A 19,928-nucleotide genomic window follows, 5' to 3' on the forward strand; every position below is an offset into this window, starting at 1 on the left:
CATATAATAATACCAATAAAAATAACATTAAATAATCATGATAATACTTGGGATTGATCCGGCACTTGGGAGTCTTGGATGGGCAGTAGTGGCAAAGGAGAACGCACAGTTGAAATATTTAGCTAGTGGTATTATTAGAACAAATAGTAAGGATGCAATTCATCATAGACTTGCTTTTATTAATAGTACATTAGAAAAAGTAATATTAGAATATCAACCAAATATGGCAGCGATTGAAGAAACATTTGTTAATACTAATAGCGTGACTTCTTTAAAGCTTGGATATGCTAGAGGGGCGATAATGTCGCTGATCGGTAGATATAATTTGGACATGCGAGAGTTTAAGCCAAATACGGTAAAAAAAACCGTAACAGGATATGGGCATGCAGAGAAAGACCAAATGTTGCATATGATAAAGCTTTTGCTGTCTGGCACTGCCTTAATTACCAATTCTGATGAAGCTGACGCCGTAGCGATTGCCTATACCTGCTTAGTTACAAAAAATTATTAAAATGAATCCAATAATAATATTAGTTGCCCCGCAAATGGGTGCGAATATCGGTGCTACTGCAAGAGCAATGAAGAATTTTGGCTTAAATGAGCTTAGAATCGTGGCTCCAAGAGACGGTTGGCCTAATGAGCAAGCACGTAGTAATGCAGTCGGAGCGGTTAATATTATAGATCATGCAAAAATTTTTGATAGCCTAGAGGATAGCATTAAAGACCTCGAATATTTATATGCTACTACTTGCATTAAAAGGGCTATGAATAAAGATTATGTATTTTCACAAAATTTACCTTTAGATTATCCAAATTCTGAAAAAGTCGGGATAATGTTCGGACGGGAAAATAATGGGCTTAGCAACGAAGAAATCGCATTTGCTAATAAGATTATCACTATTAATACAACCGAATTTAGCTCATTAAACATTGCTCAAGCGGTTATTATTATATGCTATGAGTTGTTGCGTAATTCTACGCCCAGAGAGGATGTACATAACATTCAAAAATTAGCTACTAAAGAAGAAATAGAGCATTTTTTAGTAAATTTATTCGGCAAACTCGATAAAGCTGGATTCTTCAAGGCTCCCGACAAAAAAACTGCTATGCAACAAAATATCACTAATATATTTACACGTATAAATAGTCTCTCTTCCCCTGAAGTCCAAACTCTGCAAGGTATTATTAAATCTTTAAGTCAATGATATTTAGTAATTTCTTAAGTTCAGGAACATAATTTCTTATTCGGTTATATATTACATCAGCAAGCTTTTTATCGTAAGTATAAGATATCATATTACTACGATCAGTAAGCATATAAATCCATAAACTCTCATCATTTATAATACCGGCAACAAAAGCTTCCTTTATCACTTCTTTAGGATAGTGAAGAAATGTGCCTTTTTGAGAAAAATATTCTTTTAAAAACTTCCAAGCGAGTTCAAAAGTAAATTCAAATCTTTGTATAGTAGCATCAATATAAGCCCTATCTTCTGTTGTCGGTTTTAAATAAATATCTTTAAGCGTCATAAAAGCTTTACGAAATTTTTCAAGTTTAAGGTTTATTTTTGACATATATAATTTTTTTTCTTTTAATATATTTTTATAAAGTTCAGAGCTTATTTTAGTACTTTCAAACCTTACACAATCTATTTTTAAAAGCGTGTCGGCATTCTCTATAATAGAAATAACTGCTAGCCATTCTTGATCTTGGAATATTAGGGCAGATACAGAATGCTCATCGTTATCCCCTCTAGCACGAGAAACCAAAAAGCCATATTTCGTTGACAAACGGTAAAGATTTTAGCTTATTAATGAATATATATGATTGTATATCTTTATCCATATAATTACCAGCTTTTGATTAAAGATTTAATAATTTCAGCTACTCTTTCTGCTTCATTTAAGGGTTTGTAGCTATATTCTTCTAGAGCAATAGCCGACTTATCAAAAATTCTTGCTATCTTCTGTTCTACTAACTGCTTTATAAAAATCTTATGCTTTGACGAATTAAAGTTTGGTGGGCAGAATATATAAAGAGGCTTGCCGCTTGAAGCTGCTTCACTGCACATTGAGATTGAGTCGGCCGTAGAGATTATATATTTTGCCTTGGAGAGCATAGCTATATAAGGATTATAGCCTGCGTCTTCGTTCGGGTAATAAATAATTGTGGAGGACGGCATATTATTTTTAATAATTGATTTTACAGTGTGTGGTGTACGTCTACTAAAACTAATGAAAAAAGGTATTTTTTGATTAGTATATATTTTATTTAATAATGAAGCAAATAAAACTGCTTCATCTTCATGGAAATTAAATTTTTTATTATTCCCACCGATTATCACTGCAATAAACTGTTTAAGATTAGGATAATGTTTTTGGAGTTCCAAGTTCGCTGCGGCGAACTGTTCAGTTACGTTGTTGATAGCTCCGTTGATGGGGATGATGTTTTTAAAGTCGTCATTGCGAGGAAATACGAAGTATTGACGAAGCAATCTAGTAAAAAAGCCCTGAGATTGCTTCAGCCACTTTGTGGCTTCGCAATGACGTTGGTCATGATAAGGCAGAATAACGGCATCAAATGCATTGTAAGGAAGATTAGGCTGCATTATTTGTATTAACTTGATATCTTTAAATTTCTTTTTTAAATAAAATGCTAGTACTGCCGTTCTTCTTCCAGCGGTAATTATCATATCAGGCGGGGACTTATCCAAAAGATACTGCAATAGATCACTTTTTATATGAATAGGATAATATTTTAGTAAAAAGTTCGGTAGCTTAGCTAAGCAATTATATTCAAGCTTAATTGTTGTATATTCTTCCGTTAATTTTTCAGCAAGTGCAATAGCCTGATGGGTGTTGCCTGTTCTATCATCCTCCAATACGTGTATTTTCATTGTAAATACTTCTCTAAAGGTAATGTTAATAAGTTTGTTAGAGGTAGTGATTTATCGCAAGCCTCGGCTATTTGTGATGTGATCGGAATTTGAGCGATTAGTGGTATATTATATTTTTGTGATAAATGTCCGCCACTATTATTTTTAAGCATATAGCTCATATTCTCAATTATTCCCAAAATAGGTAAATTTAGTTTTTGATATAAATCTATAGAACGTATTACGTCTATTTCTGATATTTTTTGTGGTGTAGTTACGATTATTACGCCGTCTAAATGATAATTTTCTAGTATACTTAAATGAATATCACCTGTTCCCGGCGGCATATCGATAATTAAATAATCTAAATTATCCCATTTTGTTACCGATAATAATTGATAAATAGTCTTACTCGCCATAGGACCACGCCAAATAATTGCTGAGTGGTCTTTAACGAAGAAGCCTATAGATATAATTTCGATGCTTTGAGCAAGTACCGGTATTATTCGTCCATCTTTCGTTTGCGGTACTTCGTTAATGCCGAATATATGCGGAATTGACGGACCGTAAATATCCGCATCTACTATCCCGACTCGGTAATTTGCTAGACTTAACTGCTGAGCGATAAAAGCCGATATTGTAGATTTTCCGACTCCGCCTTTACCTGACGCTACTAAGATAATTTTTTTTACATTTTCTACAAAATGTTTTGGTTTTTGAACTTTTTTCTCCATCGGTTTACTTTCGGTAAAAACAATTGTTATTTTATTTACTTCTGAAATCTCGTTAAGTTTATTAATTGCCTTAAGTCTAATTTCTTCAGCTTCTAACTTGTTTTTACCTGATATATCTATTGAGAAACCGATATTATTACCTTTAATTATAATATCCGATATAACTTCATTTAAAAAAGTACCGTCTTTAAAGGTAATATGCTGAATTTTATCTATAATTTGTCGTTGGTGTAAATTCGCCATATTAAATTTCCTTTTTAAAGCTGTTTAAGCTCGTAACTTGACGTTATATACTATAATATATATAATTATCTCATCTTTAAAAGTAATATAAAACAATAAAGCAAATGCTGAATAAAAAACATACCTCAATTTTAAAAAAATCCCCATGGAAAGATTTTGATTCTGATAAAGAAGATAACATATTCACAAGACCGCGTAAAAATCAATTTAATTTTGATCAATTTCAATTCCCGTTTAATTTCAATGCTAAAACAATAATTTTAGCTGTTGTTGCAGTGGTTGCTTTATGGCTCGCTTCGGGTATTTATGAAATAAAAGAAGGCGAAGAAGCAGCGGTAATAAGATTTGGGCGTTTTGTGCGTAAGGGCTACCCCGGGCTTAATTATCATTTACCGGCACCTTTTGAAAAGATAATAGTTGAAAAAGTTAAACAATCACGTCGGATTGAGATTGGTTATCGTACAAATAGCTCTCTGCGTAGCGGTGGTGATAATACTAAAAATATTGCCGGTGAAAGTATAATGCTCACCGGTGATGAAAATATCATTGCTTTAAATTGTGACGTAATGTGGCATATTAATAATCTTGAAGATTTTATTTTTAACGTACAAAGACCTGCAGAAACAGTAAAAGCAACAGTCGAGAGTGCCGTTAGGGAAGTCATAGGCAATACTCCTATTTCTTGGGTATTATCCGATCAAAAGCAGGAGATTACTTATAAAATAGAGAAATTAGCACAGAAGATATTGGATAGTTATAATGCCGGCGTTATGATTGAGAAAGTACAATTATTAAAAGCCGAGCCGCCTGCCGAAGTAATAGACGCTTATAGAGACGTGCAAACTTCAAAAGCAGATAAAGAAAAAGAAATAAATCAAGCTCAAGCCTATAATAATAAGATTTTGCCGGAAGCTAGAGGAGCGGCTGCAAAGATTATACAAGAAGCAGAAGGTTATAGAGCAGAAGTTATATCGAAAGCAGAAGGTGATAGCCAAAGATTTAATGCTATTTATAAACAATATGCTACAGGTAGGCAAATAACTAGAGATAGATTATATTTAGAAGTAGTCGAAGAGATATTAGGCGGTTCAAATAAAACGATTATTAATAATGCACTACTGCCGCACATGGCTATTAAACCATAGGGGTGCTATGTCATTCCCGCTTTTGCGGGCATGACATCAAGCGTGTTTTTCACGCTATACACAAATGACATCTAAACAACAAGGAATATTAAATGCAACAAAAGATTTATTCTATAATTTTTACAATTGTTTTTGGGCTGATACTGATTTCTAGCTCCTTATTTTCAGTTGACCAACGCCAATCTGCAGTAGTATTCCAGTTTGGTGAGGCAGTTAGAACTATAGAAAATCCAGGACTGAATATTAAAATCCCGTTTATTCAAAATGTTGAATTTTTTGATAAGCGTCTTTTAGATGTTGAGGTTGAGGCAAAAGAATTAACGGCTGCTGACGGTAAACGAGTTATTGTTGATGCCTACGCCAAATTCCAAATTAATAATCCCGTAATGTTTTATAAAACGGTACATGATTATCAAGGTGTGAAAATTAGGCTGACTCGTAATCTTGAATCGTCAATGCGTAAGGTGATAGGTAAAATCTCGCTAAGTAGCCTTTTAAGTCAGGAACGTAGTAATGTAATGTTAAATATCTTAAATCAAGTGGACGGTGAAGCTAAAAGCTTCGGTATTGATGTTGTAGATGTTAGAATTTTAAGAGCAGACTTACCAAAAGAAAATAGTGCGGCTATTTATCGTCGTATGCAAACGGCACGTGAAAAAGAAGCAACCCAAATTAGAGCGGAAGGACAAGAAGAAAGCGTGCGTATTCGTTCAAAAGCAGATAAAGAAAGTAAAATAATACTTGCTAAAGCTTATCGAGATGCACAAATTATTAAAGGTGACGGTGATGAGAAGGCGGCAAAAATATATAATGCTGCTTATTCAGTTGATCCGGAATTTTATAAATTTTATAGATCACTTTTAGTATATAAAAATTCTTTAAAGAAAGAGAATACTAATTTTGTAATTTCACCGGATGCTGAAGTTTTAAAATATCTAAATCTCACTAAATAGTATACTAGTTTATCTACTTTTTATTTACTTGGAGTATATGGTTAATCTGAAAATAGTTATTGTTATAATAGTTTTAATATCAAGTAACGTTGTTCTAGCAAAAGAAAATAGTAGGTCTTTAAAAGTAGCAGCTCAAGAAGAGAATGAATTTACGGAAATAAATTCTGCTCCTTTAAAAGTAAGTGAAGCCGCTCGTTATAGCTTTGCCGATATAGTTGAACCGTTAATTCCTGCAGTCGTTAATATTTCAACAATAGAATATGTTAATAGTAAATCGGAGAACGCCGAGAAAGATCCTCTGCAAGAAAAAGTTAATGATTTTTTAGAAAAGCTTAATATACCGCTGAATTTGGAAGAGGTTGATCAAACTCCGAAAAGTGTCCCGCTTGGTTCAGGATTTATTATTGAACCTAACGGCTTAATAGTGACAAACTATCATGTAATTGCAAATGTTGATAAAATTAATATAAAACTTGCAGATAATACCGAATTATCGGCTAAATTAATAGGTAACGATACTAAAACCGATTTAGCTCTCTTAAAAATAGATAGCGAGGAACCTCTACCTTTTGTTGAGTTTGGAGATTCAAATGATGCAAGAGTAGGAGATTGGGTTATTGCGATCGGTAATCCGTTCGGTAATCTAGGTGGTACGGTGACAAGTGGTATTATTTCTTCTAAAGGGCGGGATATCGATATAGATACGGACAATATAGTCGATAATTTTATTCAAACGGATGCTGCAATTAATAACGGTAATTCCGGTGGTCCTATGTTTAATTTGGATCAGAAAGTAATCGGCGTAAATACGGCAATTTTTTCACCGCTCGGTACTAATATAGGTATCGGTTTTGCAATACCGTCAAATACTGCAAAGCCTATAATCGAACGTCTTAAGAAAGATGGAAAAGTAAGTAGAGGGCGCCTTGGAGTAACAATACAAGATTTAACCGAGGAAATTTCTGAAGGGCTAGGACTTAAAAATACTAGAGGAGTGTTAGTAGCTAAAGTACAAGAAGACGGTCCAGGTGATAAAGCGGGAATTAAAACAGGTGATATAATAATAGAGTTTGCAGATATACCGGTTAAAAATACTAAAAAATTACGTGTAATTATTGCAGATGCTCCTATTGATCAGGAAGTAAAAGTAAAAATACTTCGCGATAAAAAGGAGCTTGAGTTACCTATTAAAATTACTTCGGATAATGAAGAGGTTACCAAAGATTCTACAGAAGAGACCAATAAGAAAGAAATAACAAATAAAGAAGAAAATAATTTATCTATTACTAAAAATAATATTACTTTTGGTAATTTGACTGAAGAACTAAGACAAAAATATACTATTCCTCAAGATAAAATGGGAATAGTGATAACCAATATTAATCAGAAAAGCATAGACGATATAAGTAAGCTAGAAGAATTATATGAAAATGCTAAAAAATCAGATAAGCAAAATATTTTGCTCTTGATTGAAAGGGGGAGTAGTAATATGTTCGTACCATTGCAGGTTATGTAGTTTTCTATGTTATTTCCACGAAGGTGGAAATCCAGAAAAATAATCTTAACATTGATACAAAAATTACATATTTAATAAAAGAAAGCTATAAAAATAAGTTTTTTATAGCTTTTGCTGGATTCCCGTCTTCGCGGGAATGACATAGAATGTAAAAATAATACCTAAATAATTTATGTATGAATGAAAAAATAGCAATTTTAAGTGCATATAGTTTTGTTAATATAGAAGAACCGGCGAATTTGATACCGAAACTTTTGCTTATAGGTAAAAGAAAATATGTTAGAGGTACTATTTTATTAGCTAATGAAGGTTTTAACGGTTCTTTTTCAGGTTCATATGAAAATGTAAATCTTGTACTTGAAGAATTGATAAAGCTGACCGGTCCCAAAGATGTTAACGTTAAAATAAATTATAGTGATGTTCATCCTTTTCAGAAATTGAAAGTCAGACTGAAGAAAGAGATCGTAGCAATGAACGTTGATGGTTTAAATGTTGATTTGTTTAAAGGCGAATATATAGAGCCGAAAGATTGGGATGAATTTATCACAAAACAAGATGTTATAGTAATAGATACTCGAAATGATTATGAAGTAGAGGTTGGTACATTTAAATCAGCAGTTAATCCTAATACCAAAACATTTAAACAATTTCCTGCTTGGGTTCAGCAGAATCAAGAATTGCTCAAAGGTAAGAAAATTGCTATGGTTTGTACAGGTGGTATCAGGTGTGAAAAATCCACCAGCTTACTTAAAAGCATAGGTTATGATGAGGTATATCATTTAAAGGGTGGAATACTGCAATATCTAGAAGATACACAAAACAAGAACAATTTATGGCAAGGTGAATGTTTTGTCTTCGATGATAGGAGAGCAGTGACAGATGATTTATCGCCTGTAGAAAGACATTGGTTGCAGAGATAGATGTCGTTGACCGATTGAAACGTGTAGTATGTCATTCCCGCGAAAACGGGAATCCAGAAAAAAGAGAGCTTTTAATTTTAAAAATTCGGTATATTTGTATTTTTTAATTACTGGATTCCTGCTTCCGCGGGAATGACATAACCCTTTGTTTATTTATTAGAAATATATGACTAAAACCAAACAAGAAATTTATAATAAGCGTCCAACTTCACCGCATTTAACTATATATAAGCCGCAAATAAGTTCTACATTATCAATTTTGTATCGTATGACCGGCGTAGCTTTGTTTTTTGCGGTGTCAATCTTGGTGTGGTGGTTGATTCTTAGTAAATATGACAATAATTATTTACAGCTTGCTGAATGCTGTATTATAAAAATATGCTTAGTAGCTGTTAGCTACGCTTGGTTTTATCATTTATGTAACGGCATTCGGCATTTATTTTGGGATATCGGTTACGGTTTTTCTATAAAATTGGTTAATATCACCGGTTGGTGTGTAGTGGTAGGATCTGTATTATTAACGGTATTGTTATGGGTGTAGTAATTAAAAATGTCATTGCGAGGAGATGCATAGCATCGACATGGCAATCTCAGAAATAATAACAAATGCCTGAGATTGTTTCGTCAATTGCTATGCAATTTCCTCGCAATGACGAAAAGCTAAAACAAATAATAGAGAAAATTAATGGTATATGATTTTAAAGCAGAAATTGTAAAAGCAAAAAATAGCGGTTCTGCTAAAAGCGGTTCTCATCATTGGTTATTGCAAAGAGTAACGGGGATTATATTAGCTTTATGTTCTGTGTGGCTAATATATTTTATGTTAACCAACAAAAATAATGATATAAATATTATTATGTTGTGGGAACTTAAAAAGCCTTTTAATGTAGTAGCTTTGTTAATTACGGTGGTTATTTCGTTGTATCATGCGATGCTTGGTATGCGTGTAGTAATTGAAGATTATATAAGTTATCACAAATTACGTAATACATTGATTATAATAGTGCAATTATTTTGCATTGTTACTATTGTAGCTTTTGTAGTAGTGCTATTTTATAAAGGATAAAAATTGTCATACCGCGGCTTGACCGCGGTATCCAGAAAACAATATTGTGTATTGAATTACTGGACCCCGTGGTCAAGCCATGGGGTGACAGAGGTAGACAATTCACGTATCAAAATAGTAAAAAATTAATTTAATGACCAAAGCGTATAATATCATTCATCATAAATTTGACGTAGTAGTTGTAGGTGCAGGCGGAGCAGGTCTTCGTTCTGCATTCGGTATGGCTAAAGAAGGGCTAAATACCGCTTGTATAACTAAGCTGTTCCCAACCCGTAGTCATACTGTGGCTGCTCAGGGTGGAATTAGTGCGGCTCTTGGGAATATGGGCGAAGATGATTGGCGTTGGCATATGTATGATACGGTCAAAGGTTCTGATTGGTTAGGCGATCAGGATGCCATTGAGTATATGTGCAAAAACGCTCCCGATGCGATTTTAGAGCTAGAGCATTATGGCGTACCTTTCTCAAGAACTGAAGAGGGAAAAATTTATCAGCGTCCTTTTGGAGGAATGACAACAGAGTACGGCAAAGGAAAAGCAGCTCAGCGTACATGTGCTGCGGCAGATCGTACAGGGCATGCAATACTGCATACTTTATATCAACAGTCACTAAAACATAAAGTACAGTTTTTCGTTGAGTATTTTGCTATTGATTTATTGATGGAAGATGGTGAATGTAGAGGTGTAGTTGCGTGGAATTTAGATGACGGTAGTCTGCATTGTTTTAGAGCGCATAATGTAGTGCTTGCAACGGGCGGATATGGGCGTGCTTATTTTTCGGCGACGTCTGCTCATACTTGTACTGGTGATGGGGGCGGCATGGCGATTAGAGCCGGTCTTCCACTGCAAGATATGGAATTTGTACAGTTCCATCCGACAGGTATATATTCGGCCGGCTGTCTTATTACCGAGGGGGCAAGAGGCGAAGGGGGATATCTCGTTAATGCAAACGGTGAGCGTTTTATGGAGCGTTATGCTCCTGCTGCAAAGGATTTAGCTTCAAGAGATGTAGTTTCAAGAGCAATGACTATAGAAATCAGAGAGGGGCGAGGAGTCGGCGAGCATAAAGATCATGTATTTTTGCATTTAAATCATTTATCGCCGGAGATTTTACATAGTCGTTTGCCCGGTATCTCTGAGACGGCTAAAATTTTTGCCGGTGTTGACGTGACTAAAGAGCCGATACCGGTACTTCCTACGGTACATTATAATATGGGCGGGATACCGACGAATTATCACGGTCAAGTCATAATTAAAGACGGTAAAAATCATAATAGCGTAGTAAAAGGGCTTATGGCAATCGGTGAAGCGGCTTGCGTATCGGTACACGGTGCTAACCGATTAGGATCAAATTCTTTGCTTGATTTAGTAGTATTTGGTAGAAGTTCTGCATTAAAAGCAGCCGAGCTTATTAAGCCTGCGAGTCCCCACAAGTCTATAAAAGAAGAAAGCCTTGAAAAAATTATAAATAGATTTGATAAAGTCCGTCACGCTAACGGTAATATTTTAGTTGCAGAGTTAAGGCTTAAAATGCAAAGAACTATGCAAAGCCATGCTTCGGTATTTAGAACTCAAGAAGTACTAGATGAAGGGGCAGGAATGATTAGCGAAATAAGAAGCGGCTATAAAGATATAAAAATTAACGATAAATCTTTAATTTGGAATAGCGATTTGGTGGAAGCCTTAGAGCTAGATAATCTACTTGATCAAGCTTTAGTAACGGTATATTCGGCAGCTGCAAGAAAAGAAAGCAGAGGAGCTCATGCACGTGAAGATTATCCTGATCGTAATGATGAGGATTGGATGAAGCATACTCTTAGCTCTATCGATGAAGCAGGTAAAGTAGTTCTTGATTATAAACCTGTGACTTTAACTACTTTAACCGATGAAGTAACAGCAGTCCCGCCGGTGAAGAGAGTGTACTGATTAATGTTCTTATGTCATTCATGCGAAAGCAGGAATCTAGAAACCTTTAATGTTATCCCGCGATTAAATCGCGGGATCCAAAAATGCTTATTTTTTAGATATCGCGGTCAAGCCGCGGTATGACAGAAAAAAAAATATATATAAAATATGTTTGAGTATTTAATAAAATTCTATCCAAAAATCTTTTTTATTGTAGAGGGAACTTTGGTAACTTTAAAATATAGCGTTATTGCCGTTATATTCGGTTTAGTAATAGGGATGCTGCTCGCTATTTGTAAGGTAAATAAAAATCGTGCTTTAAGGCTTTTTGCAAATTTCTATACTTCTATTTTCAGAGGAACGCCTTTATTAATTCAATTAAGTATTATTTATTTTGCTTCACCTTATATCATAGGCATTAAATTTAGTGTGTTTATGGCGGGAGCTATTGCTTTTTCTCTTAATTCGGGAGCATATGTTTCCGAAGTAATCAGGGCAGGGATTAATGCAGTTGATAAAGGGCAGTTTGAAGCGGCTGAAGCTCTTGCTATTCCAAAGTTTTTAATAACGAAAGATATAATTCTGCCGCAAGCAGTTAAAAATATTTTTCCGTCATTAGTAAATGAGCTTGTAAATTTGATTAAAGAATCAGCCATTATTTCTATGCTTGGAGAAATGGATTTAATGCGTAGAGCACAAATTGTATCAATTGAAACATATAATTATTTTTTTCCAATGCTTATTGCTGCGTGCTGTTACTATATTTTAGTGATGTTAATCAGCTTTATAGCAAAAATAATTGAGAAAAAAATGATTGTTAATTAAAACATACTTGCTTTTATGGAAAAAGTAATTATAATTTAAATTTAGTGTAGTTTACAAATTCTTATAATTTGTATTTAGAAATGATTGAAAATAAAGGGTGGAAGTATTTTTCACCCTTTAATTATCGTATATATAAGTTTTTTTTGGAGTATTTTTTTTAATGCCGACATATAATCAATTAGTACGTTTTGGGAGAAAGTCAAAAACTCGTAAGACCAAATCTCCTGCCTTAGAATCTAATCCTTTTAAAAGCGGTGTTTGCCTAGTTGTAAAAACCGTTACCCCTAAAAAGCCTAACTCTGCACTTCGTAAGATTGCAACGGTGCGTTTAAGTAATAAAAGAACCGTAAATGCATATATTCCTGGTGAAAAGCATAGTGTAAAGGAACATGATAGGGTGTTAGTAAGAGGCGGTCAGGTTCCTGATCTTCCGGGGGTGAAATATCATATCGTACTCGGTGCTTATGATATTGCCGGAGTTAAAGGACGTAAGCAAGGTCGGTCACGTTACGGTGCTCCTCGTAAACAAGTTGCAGTTACAAAAAAATAAATTATTAGTTAGAGAGAAAAAATAAAATGTCACGTCGTCATGCCGCAGAGAAGCGAGTAATTTTACCTGATATGAAATATAACAGTATTTTACTGTCAAGATTTATCAATAATATTATGAAAGAAGGGAAGAAAGCCCTTGCAGAGAAAATTGTTTATTCAGCCTTTAATAAAATTGAAAAGAAGCATAGAGTTGATCCGTATCAAACCTTTAATAATGCTATGCATAACGTGAAGCCGCATTTAGAAGTAACTTCGGTTAGGGTTGGAGGAGCTAATTATCAAGTCCCGACGCATGTTGATGAAAGAAGAGGATATGCCCTTGCTAGCCGTTGGATTATTAATGCTGCGTCAAAACGTTCTGAAAAAATGATGATTGATAAACTTGCCGAAGAGCTGTTTGAAGCTTCTAATAATAGAGGTGTTGCCATTAAGAAGAAAGAAGATACTCATAAAATGGCCGAAGCTAATAAAGCTTTCTCTCATTTTAGCCCTAAAAAAATGAAGTAAGGTAGGGTATAATGAGTAAAATAAATAAACTTGAGCATATTCGTAATATCGGTATATGTGCTCACATTGATGCCGGTAAAACCACAACTACCGAACGTATTTTATACTATACCGGTAAATCGCATAAAATAGGTGAAGTTCATGAGGGTGGTGCTACCATGGATTGGATGGAACAAGAACAAGAACGTGGTATAACCATTACCTCAGCTGCTACTACTTGTAGATGGCAAGATAAAATAATTAATATTATCGATACTCCTGGACACGTTGACTTTACTATCGAAGTAGAGCGTTCGCTTCGTGTTCTTGACGGTGCGGTTGCAGTATTTGACGGTGTAGCAGGTGTTGAACCGCAGTCAGAAACGGTTTGGAGGCAAGCAGATAAATATAATGTTCCTAGAATGTGTTTTGTCAATAAAATGGACAGAATGGGAGCAGATTTTTATAGATGCGTGGAAATGCTCAAAGATCGTTTAGGAGCAAAACCGCTTGTTATTCAGTTGCCTGTAGGGATTGAAGAAAATTTTAAAGGTATCATTGATCTTATTAAAATGAAAGCAGTGATTTGGAAAGATGAAGCACTTGGAGCTGAGTATTTTGAAGAAGATATACCTGCCGATATGAAAGATAAAGCTGAAGAATATCGTGCTAAATTACTTGATATGGTTGTTGAGTTAGATGATCATGTTATGGAAAAATATTTATCAGGTGAAGAAGTAACAGCAGAAGAAATTAAAAGATTAATCAGAAAAGGTACTATTTCAGCAGCATTTTATCCGGTTTTATGCGGTAGTGCTTTTAAAAATAAAGGGGTACAGCCTTTACTTGATGCCGTAGTAGATTTCCTACCTTCGCCTATTGATATAGGTATAGTAAAAGGTATGGAAGTAAGTACCGGTGAAGAAAAAGATTTCCCTATTTCGGTCACTGAGCCTTTTGCAGCTTTAGCATTTAAAATTATGAATGACCCATTTGTCGGTTCATTAACTTTTATTAGAATATATTCAGGTAAAATTATTTCAGGAACAACTGTTATTAATACCGTAAAGAATAAAAGAGAAAAAATCGGTAGAATGCTATTAATGCATGCTAATAATCGTGAAGACATAAAAGAAGCATCAGCAGGTGATATAGTAGCTTTAGCAGGTCTTAAAGATACTACCACAGGTGATACGTTATCTGATATTGATCAGCAAGTAATCTTAGAAAGAATGGAATTTCCAGAGCCGGTAATTGAGCTTGCGGTAGAACCTAAATCAACAGCCGATCAAGAAAAAATGGGCCTCGCACTTTCTCGTTTAGCAGCTGAAGATCCATCATTTAGAGTGTCAACTGATTATGAAACAGGACAAACAGTGATAAAAGGAATGGGAGAGCTCCATTTAGAAATTCTCATTGATCGTATGAGAAGAGAGTTTAAGGTCGAAGCAAATATTGGAGCTCCTCAAGTAGCATATCGTGAAACTATAACAAAAGTTTGTGAAATTGATTATACCCATAAGAAACAATCCGGCGGTGCAGGACAATTTGCTCGTGTAAAAATTATTTTTGAGCCTCTAAAAGAGGTAAAAGATCTAAAAGATGAAGATAAAAATAAAATTTTTGTCTTTGAAAGTAAAATCGTCGGTGGTGCCGTGCCTAAAGAATATATACCAGGTGTTGAAAAAGGATTAAATAATATTAGAGAAACCGGTGTTATTGCCGGTTATCCTATGATTGATTTTAAAGCAACTTTAGTTGATGGTGCGTTTCATGATGTAGATTCTAGTGTACTTGCGTTTGAAATTGCTGCAAAGGCAGCATTTAGAGAAGGGATGCCGAAAGGTAATCCTAAATTACTTGAGCCGATTATGCAAGTTGAAGTTATCACTCCTGATGAATATATGGGTGATATTATAGGCGATTTAAATAGTCGTAGAGGACAAATTCAAAGCATGGATCCAAGAGGGAATGCTCAAGTAGTTACTGCGAATGTTCCTTTAGCGGAAATGTTTGGTTATGTTAATACGCTTAGGTCTTTATCTCAAGGTAGAGCTCAGTTTAGTATGATATTCTCTCATTATGATCAAGTGCCGAGTCAAGTAGCTGATATTATTAAAGCTAAAAAATAATTTAGGGGTGAGGTGTCACGTCTTACAAAAATAAATGTTGTTTTGCCGTGGCAGCTTATAAATTAACAGTACTGTTTATTATAGTAATTTTTTAATAATAACAAATATTTTTAATAACTTTTATTGATTTTTTATTAAAAATATGATAGGAGTGTAGCTCAATTGGTAGAGCGCCGGTCTCCAAAACCGGAGGTTGCGGGTTCGATACCTGTCGCTCCTGCCATTATAGGCTTAGAGCTTTTTTGCTATAAAATATAGAATTTTTACAAAATTTGCTTATAGGGAGCAATTTGAAAGAGGTACTTCACCTCGAATCGCAGTACATACTAGTATGTGAGAATTCCAGTACTGGATTATCGTCTCAATTGCCTCTAGAAGTAGCATTTTGTAAGAAGTCTAATAAATGACCTAACAAAAATATGTTTAAAGAATATAAAATTTATAAGTTTTTTGAGCAAGTTAAACAAGAAACTTATAAGGTAGTTTGGCCAACTAGAAAAGAGCTTGTTGCTTCAACATTAGTAGTGGTAGTAGCAGTTTTTATTTTTAGCCTAATTTGTTTGGTACTTGATTATAGTATACATAACATAATGCAGCTTTTGCTTAATATCGGCAAATAGTATAAGGAATAAATTGTGACAGCACAGAGTATAGATAATATATTGCCTTCTTCTGAAAAAAATGTAAAGCAGTGGTATGTAGTGCATACGGCATCAGGAGCAGAGAAACGCATTAAAGAAGATATGCTTAGAAAAATCGCTAAACAGAACATGACGGGTTTTTTTGAAGATATATTAATACCTGTTTTTGGAGTTTCTGAAGTTAAACGCGGTAAAAATGTCAAGGTAGAAAAAAAACTAATGCCGAGTTATATCTTGATAAAGATGAATATGACTGATAAATCTTGGCATTTAGTAAAAAATATATCTGGAGTAACCGGCTTTTTAGGAAGCAAAACCACGCCAAAAGCTCTTACAGAAAGTGAAATACAAAATATTTTTAATAATTTGGAAGCAGAAGCTAAAGAAGCAAAGAATTCTAAATTGTATGAAGTTGGTGAAATAGTGACTGTTACAGACGGTCCTTTTGAAACTTTCATGGGTACAGTAGAAGAAATAGATCAAGAAAAAAATAGGTTAAAAGTTTCAGTTGCAATATTTGGTAAAGCAACTCCAATAGAACTAAATTTTAATCAAGTAAAGAAAAATGATTAAAAGTTGGACTAAATACGGTTTATTAATTACTTAAGCTGTATTGTACTAATGTTCAGGATGTCATTGTTGCGGGATAATGCGTCGTCATTGCAAGCAGCCGTAGGCTGCGTGGCAATCTAGGAGAAATAATAAAAAACTTCTGATTTACAGAATTTTTTTTCTTCCTTGTTTTGTCAAAACTTACAGTTTTTCCTTGCAATGATGGGAAACAAGATCCATGCAATTGTTACAAAGTAATATTAATTTAAGAGAAAAATAAGGATATTTATAAATGTCTCAGAAAGCAATAAAAGGTTATATTAACTTGATAATTCCAGCTGCTGGAGCCACTCCTGCACCTCCTATAGGACCGGCCCTGGGACAAAGAAAAGTTAATATTGCAGCATTTTGTAAAGATTTTAATGATGCTACGCAAGGTATGGAAAAAGGAATACCTCTGCCAACCGTAATTACCGTTTATGAAGATAGTAGTTTTTCTTTTAAAATAAAAACTCCTCCTGCTTCTTACTTTTTAAAGAAATATGCTAAAATTACTAAAGGTTCTAGTGCTACTAAAAAAGAAGCCGTAGTAGGTAAAGTTACTATGGATGATTGTCGTGAAATTGCAAAGTTAAAAATGCCTGATTTAAATACAAAAAATATTGAAGCAGCAACAAAAATTATTTGTGGCAGTGCTGCATCTATGGGACTTGAAGTAGTAGGGAATTAATTATTATGTCAAATAAGAAAGATGTTGCTGTAAAAATTAGCGGCGGTAAAAAAATAAGAGAAGCTAGAGAAAAAGTAAAATCAGATACTTTATATAATTTAACAAATGCAGTTGAACGATTAAAATCAGCATCATATGTTAAATTTGATCCAACCTTAGAAATAGTTATGAAGCTTGGAATTGATTCTAGGCATTCCGATCAAATGGTACGTGGTGTAGTTAATTTACCTGCCGGTACAGGCAAAACCGTAAGAGTTGCCGTTATTTGTAAAGAAGAAAGAGAAGAAGAAGCTAAAAGTGCCGGAGCAGATTTAGTAGGTTCAACAAATATTATTGATGAAATTAAAGCAGGGAAAATTAATTTTGATGTATGTATAGCTACTCCCGATATGATGGTAGCTATAGGTTCAGTTGCAAGAATTTTAGGACCAAAAGGTTTAATGCCTAACCCTAAACTTGGTACCGTAACTTTAGATATTAAAAATGCTATTAAAAATGCTAAAAGCGGTCAGGTAGAATATAGAGCAGAGAAAGCAGGTATAATTCATGCAGGGCTTGGAAAATTATCTTTTTCAGACCAAGATTTATTAAAAAATTTAAATGCGTTTATTGAGGCAGTAATTAAAGCAAAACCTGCCGGATTAAAAGGAAGTTATTTAAAAGCAATGTATTTATCTTCTACTATGGGAGCATCGGTACAAATAGATTTAACTAGTATAGCATAATTTTTATAGCCGTTTAACGGTAGTATAGTAATAATAAAAAAATTTTGTTATTTTAAGCATTTGTATCAGTTTAAATATATTAAACTGTATTATAAAAGGAGAATTAAAAGGTGTTAAGATCAGAAAAACCGGTAGCAGTAGAGGATATTGTAAATATTTATAAAGAATCGCCCTCTATAATTATTACTCATTATCACGGGTTAACCGTTAGTCAAGTGAGTTCGCTTAGAGAATCACTTAAATCTAAAGAAGCAGGTTTTAAAGTAGTTAAAAATACTTTAGCAAAAATAGCTGCAAATCAAACAGGGCTTAATAGTATTGTTAATTTATTTGCGGGTCCTACTGCTATCGTTTATTCTAAAGAACCGGTTGAGATGGCAAAATTAGTAGTTAATTTTGCTAAGGCTAATGATAATCTTAAGATTATTGGTGGAATAGTAGATAATCACGTATTAGATGAACATTCAATAAAAGAACTTTCTAAGCTACCTACACTTAATGAGCTTAGGGGTAAAATTGTTGGGTTATTACAAGCACCGGCTACTAAGGTTGTAGGTGTGTTACAAGCCCCATCTTCGAGTATGGCGAGAGTAATACAAGCACATGCTAGTAAAAATTAACTTAAAGGTTACTGCATCAGGTATTTTAATTGATAATTAAAGAGCTATTATAGTGAAAATTAATAAGGTTTTTTATAGGATATTATTCTTATTTTAAAAAAGTCTTATAATTTGAAGCACAAGAATTTAATTAACTTTAAAATGCCTGATGTAGTAATCTTTCAATATAAAAAAAGTAAAAAGTAAAAAGGAAAAAATTATGGCAGATTTAGCTAAAATTGAAGAACAATTATCATCATTAACGTTAATGCAAGCAGCTGAGCTTGTGAAAATACTAGAAGAAAAATGGGGTGTATCTGCAGCAGCTCCTGTAGCTGTAGCAGCTGCCGGTGCTGCAGCTCCTGCAGCTGAAGCAGTAGCTGAAAAAACTGAGTTTGAAGTAGTTTTAACAGCTGCCGGTGATAAGAAAGTTGAAGTAATTAAAGTTGTGAAAGATATCACAGGTCTTGGTTTAATTGAAGCTAAGAAATTAGTTGATGAAGCTCCAAAGCCGATTAAAAGCAATGTGAAAAAAGCAGACGCAGACGAAATCAAAGGTAAGTTAGAAGCTGCTGGAGCAAAAGTTGAATTAAAATAATTATTTCTGCACTAGGTTCTGTAAAGAAAAGTTGAATTATTCGTATTTTAGATAGTTTTAAGTAAAAATTAATAAGATTCTTGTTGAAACAGTTGTTTTTATTCCAAGAAAAATCTTATAATTTTCAATCAAAAACAACTAAGTATAGATTAATTTTTTTACAGGACCTAATGTTTTTGCATTACAGATGAAATATTTTATAGCTTTAAATTAACTTCGTAAAATCCAAAAAGCCTCATTCAAATTTAATTACTAAATAAAGCTTTTTGGATTTTAAGAAGTTAATTTAAAGCTAATGTAAGTTATTTTTTTGCAATAGGATCAAGCTATTACATTAAAAATCTTATTGATTAAAATAATTTTGTTAATGTACCATACGTCTAGAAGTTTAAATTATTGAAATTTTCTAGGTTCTGTGAACATTTATAATTGATTTTTAGTGAAAATTAATGAGATTTTTGAAGGAATAGCTACCTATTTTAAAAAAATATTATAATTTGTTGCAACAAACAAATAACCAAAATCAAATCTTTTTGGAAATGTTCGTAGAGCCTACACAAGATCTAAATAAGAAACTTACTAGGTTTCTTTAATTTAAGTTTTATGTGAAAAATTTTAAAACAGTATATTGTATTTTACTGCAAATTATAAGTATTTTATTGAAATAGGTATCTATTCCAATAAAAACTTTATTGTTTAAAATATAAATAATTTAAATTTTATATACAGAAC

Annotated in this window: 22 protein-coding genes and 1 tRNA gene; 20 read left to right on the forward strand and 3 right to left on the reverse strand. The window is 33.6% G+C overall.

Features of this window, described 5'->3' with window-relative positions; translation table 11 throughout:
• Positions 1-37: 37 nt before the first annotated feature.
• A complete protein-coding gene (gene ruvC, locus RAF_RS00820; RefSeq protein WP_012719398.1) occupies positions 38-511 on the forward strand; it encodes a crossover junction endodeoxyribonuclease RuvC in 474 nt (157 codons plus the stop codon).
• A gap of 1 nt (position 512) precedes the next feature.
• Positions 513-1,205, forward strand: a complete 693-nt coding sequence (locus tag RAF_RS00825) for an RNA methyltransferase (RefSeq protein WP_012719399.1) — start codon at positions 513-515, stop codon at positions 1,203-1,205.
• Here the strand turns inward: RAF_RS00825 and RAF_RS09605 are convergent.
• From RAF_RS09605 to RAF_RS00845, 3 genes are read right to left on the reverse strand one after another with little or no spacing between them, the layout of a single operon-like run.
• Entirely contained in the window at positions 1,186-1,791 is a 606-nt protein-coding gene (locus tag RAF_RS09605; protein WP_012719400.1) for a nucleotidyltransferase substrate binding protein, read from the reverse strand. The two genes, RAF_RS00825 and RAF_RS09605, sit on opposite strands and share 20 nt — an antisense overlap.
• Before the next feature lie 59 nt (positions 1,792-1,850).
• The gene (locus RAF_RS00840) at positions 1,851-2,897 is read right to left on the reverse strand and encodes a mitochondrial fission ELM1 family protein (RefSeq protein ID WP_012719401.1); all 1,047 of its coding nucleotides are present in this window, start codon (positions 2,895-2,897) and stop codon (positions 1,851-1,853) included.
• Positions 2,894-3,853: an Mrp/NBP35 family ATP-binding protein gene (locus RAF_RS00845; RefSeq protein WP_012719402.1), complete on the reverse strand. Its 960-nt coding sequence runs from the start codon at positions 3,851-3,853 to the stop codon at positions 2,894-2,896. Before RAF_RS00845 ends, RAF_RS00840 begins: the two co-directional genes overlap by 4 nt.
• Positions 3,854-3,957: 104 nt before the next feature.
• Here RAF_RS00845 and hflK point away from each other — a divergent pair, with 104 nt between their 5' ends.
• The 18 genes from hflK to rplL all read left to right on the forward strand — a co-directional run bounded on the left by hflK (position 3,958) and on the right by rplL (position 19,196).
• Positions 3,958-4,998 carry an FtsH protease activity modulator HflK gene (gene hflK / locus RAF_RS00850; protein ID WP_012719403.1) on the forward strand — a complete coding sequence of 347 codons (1,041 nt, stop codon included), beginning with the start codon at positions 3,958-3,960 and terminating at the stop codon, positions 4,996-4,998.
• A 92-nt stretch (positions 4,999-5,090) separates the two neighbouring features.
• Positions 5,091-5,951, forward strand: a complete 861-nt coding sequence (hflC, locus tag RAF_RS00855) for a protease modulator HflC (protein WP_012719404.1) — start codon at positions 5,091-5,093, stop codon at positions 5,949-5,951.
• A gap of 37 nt (positions 5,952-5,988) precedes the next feature.
• On the forward strand, positions 5,989-7,467 hold the full coding sequence (locus tag RAF_RS00860; protein ID WP_012719405.1) for a Do family serine endopeptidase: 1,479 nt from the start codon (positions 5,989-5,991) through the stop codon (positions 7,465-7,467).
• 176 nt (positions 7,468-7,643) lie between these two features.
• Entirely contained in the window at positions 7,644-8,387 is a 744-nt protein-coding gene (locus RAF_RS00865) for a rhodanese domain-containing protein (protein ID WP_012719406.1), read from the forward strand.
• 166 nt (positions 8,388-8,553) lie between these two features.
• On the forward strand, positions 8,554-8,928 hold the full coding sequence (sdhC, locus tag RAF_RS00870) for a succinate dehydrogenase, cytochrome b556 subunit (protein ID WP_010976843.1): 375 nt from the start codon (positions 8,554-8,556) through the stop codon (positions 8,926-8,928).
• 144 nt (positions 8,929-9,072) lie between these two features.
• Positions 9,073-9,453, forward strand: a complete 381-nt coding sequence (gene sdhD / locus RAF_RS00875) for a succinate dehydrogenase, hydrophobic membrane anchor protein (protein ID WP_012719407.1) — start codon at positions 9,073-9,075, stop codon at positions 9,451-9,453.
• Positions 9,454-9,586: 133 nt separating this feature from the next.
• Positions 9,587-11,377 (forward strand): succinate dehydrogenase flavoprotein subunit, encoded by a 1,791-nt coding sequence (gene sdhA, locus RAF_RS00880; RefSeq protein WP_012719408.1) that lies wholly within the window; start codon positions 9,587-9,589, stop codon positions 11,375-11,377.
• A 147-nt stretch (positions 11,378-11,524) separates the two neighbouring features.
• A complete protein-coding gene (locus RAF_RS00885) occupies positions 11,525-12,181 on the forward strand; it encodes an amino acid ABC transporter permease (RefSeq protein WP_004996648.1) in 657 nt (218 codons plus the stop codon).
• Between the two features lie 160 nt (positions 12,182-12,341).
• Positions 12,342-12,731: a 30S ribosomal protein S12 gene (rpsL, locus tag RAF_RS00890; protein ID WP_004996647.1), complete on the forward strand. Its 390-nt coding sequence runs from the start codon at positions 12,342-12,344 to the stop codon at positions 12,729-12,731.
• 26 nt (positions 12,732-12,757) lie between these two features.
• Complete coding sequence (rpsG, locus tag RAF_RS00895; protein WP_004996646.1) at positions 12,758-13,240, forward strand: 30S ribosomal protein S7; 483 nt, start codon at positions 12,758-12,760, stop codon at positions 13,238-13,240.
• A gap of 11 nt (positions 13,241-13,251) precedes the next feature.
• A complete protein-coding gene (fusA, locus tag RAF_RS00900) occupies positions 13,252-15,351 on the forward strand; it encodes an elongation factor G (protein WP_012719409.1) in 2,100 nt (699 codons plus the stop codon).
• A gap of 147 nt (positions 15,352-15,498) precedes the next feature.
• Positions 15,499-15,574: transfer RNA gene (locus RAF_RS00905), tRNA-Trp, on the forward strand.
• A 196-nt stretch (positions 15,575-15,770) separates the two neighbouring features.
• On the forward strand, positions 15,771-15,971 hold the full coding sequence (gene secE, locus RAF_RS00910; protein WP_004996644.1) for a preprotein translocase subunit SecE: 201 nt from the start codon (positions 15,771-15,773) through the stop codon (positions 15,969-15,971).
• A gap of 15 nt (positions 15,972-15,986) precedes the next feature.
• On the forward strand, positions 15,987-16,565 hold the full coding sequence (gene nusG, locus RAF_RS00915; RefSeq protein WP_012719410.1) for a transcription termination/antitermination protein NusG: 579 nt from the start codon (positions 15,987-15,989) through the stop codon (positions 16,563-16,565).
• Between the two features lie 271 nt (positions 16,566-16,836).
• The gene (gene rplK, locus RAF_RS00920; RefSeq protein WP_004996639.1) at positions 16,837-17,274 is read left to right on the forward strand and encodes a 50S ribosomal protein L11; all 438 of its coding nucleotides are present in this window, start codon (positions 16,837-16,839) and stop codon (positions 17,272-17,274) included.
• Positions 17,275-17,279: 5 nt separating this feature from the next.
• Positions 17,280-17,999: a 50S ribosomal protein L1 gene (gene rplA / locus RAF_RS00925; RefSeq protein WP_004996637.1), complete on the forward strand. Its 720-nt coding sequence runs from the start codon at positions 17,280-17,282 to the stop codon at positions 17,997-17,999.
• A 110-nt stretch (positions 18,000-18,109) separates the two neighbouring features.
• Positions 18,110-18,619 (forward strand): 50S ribosomal protein L10, encoded by a 510-nt coding sequence (gene rplJ / locus RAF_RS00930; protein WP_004996634.1) that lies wholly within the window; start codon positions 18,110-18,112, stop codon positions 18,617-18,619.
• Positions 18,620-18,818: 199 nt separating this feature from the next.
• Positions 18,819-19,196: a 50S ribosomal protein L7/L12 gene (rplL, locus tag RAF_RS00935; protein WP_012719411.1), complete on the forward strand. Its 378-nt coding sequence runs from the start codon at positions 18,819-18,821 to the stop codon at positions 19,194-19,196.
• Positions 19,197-19,928 lie beyond the last annotated feature (732 nt).

The organism is Rickettsia africae ESF-5 (genome assembly GCF_000023005.1).
In the GTDB taxonomy this organism is placed as follows: domain Bacteria; phylum Pseudomonadota; class Alphaproteobacteria; order Rickettsiales; family Rickettsiaceae; genus Rickettsia; species Rickettsia rickettsii.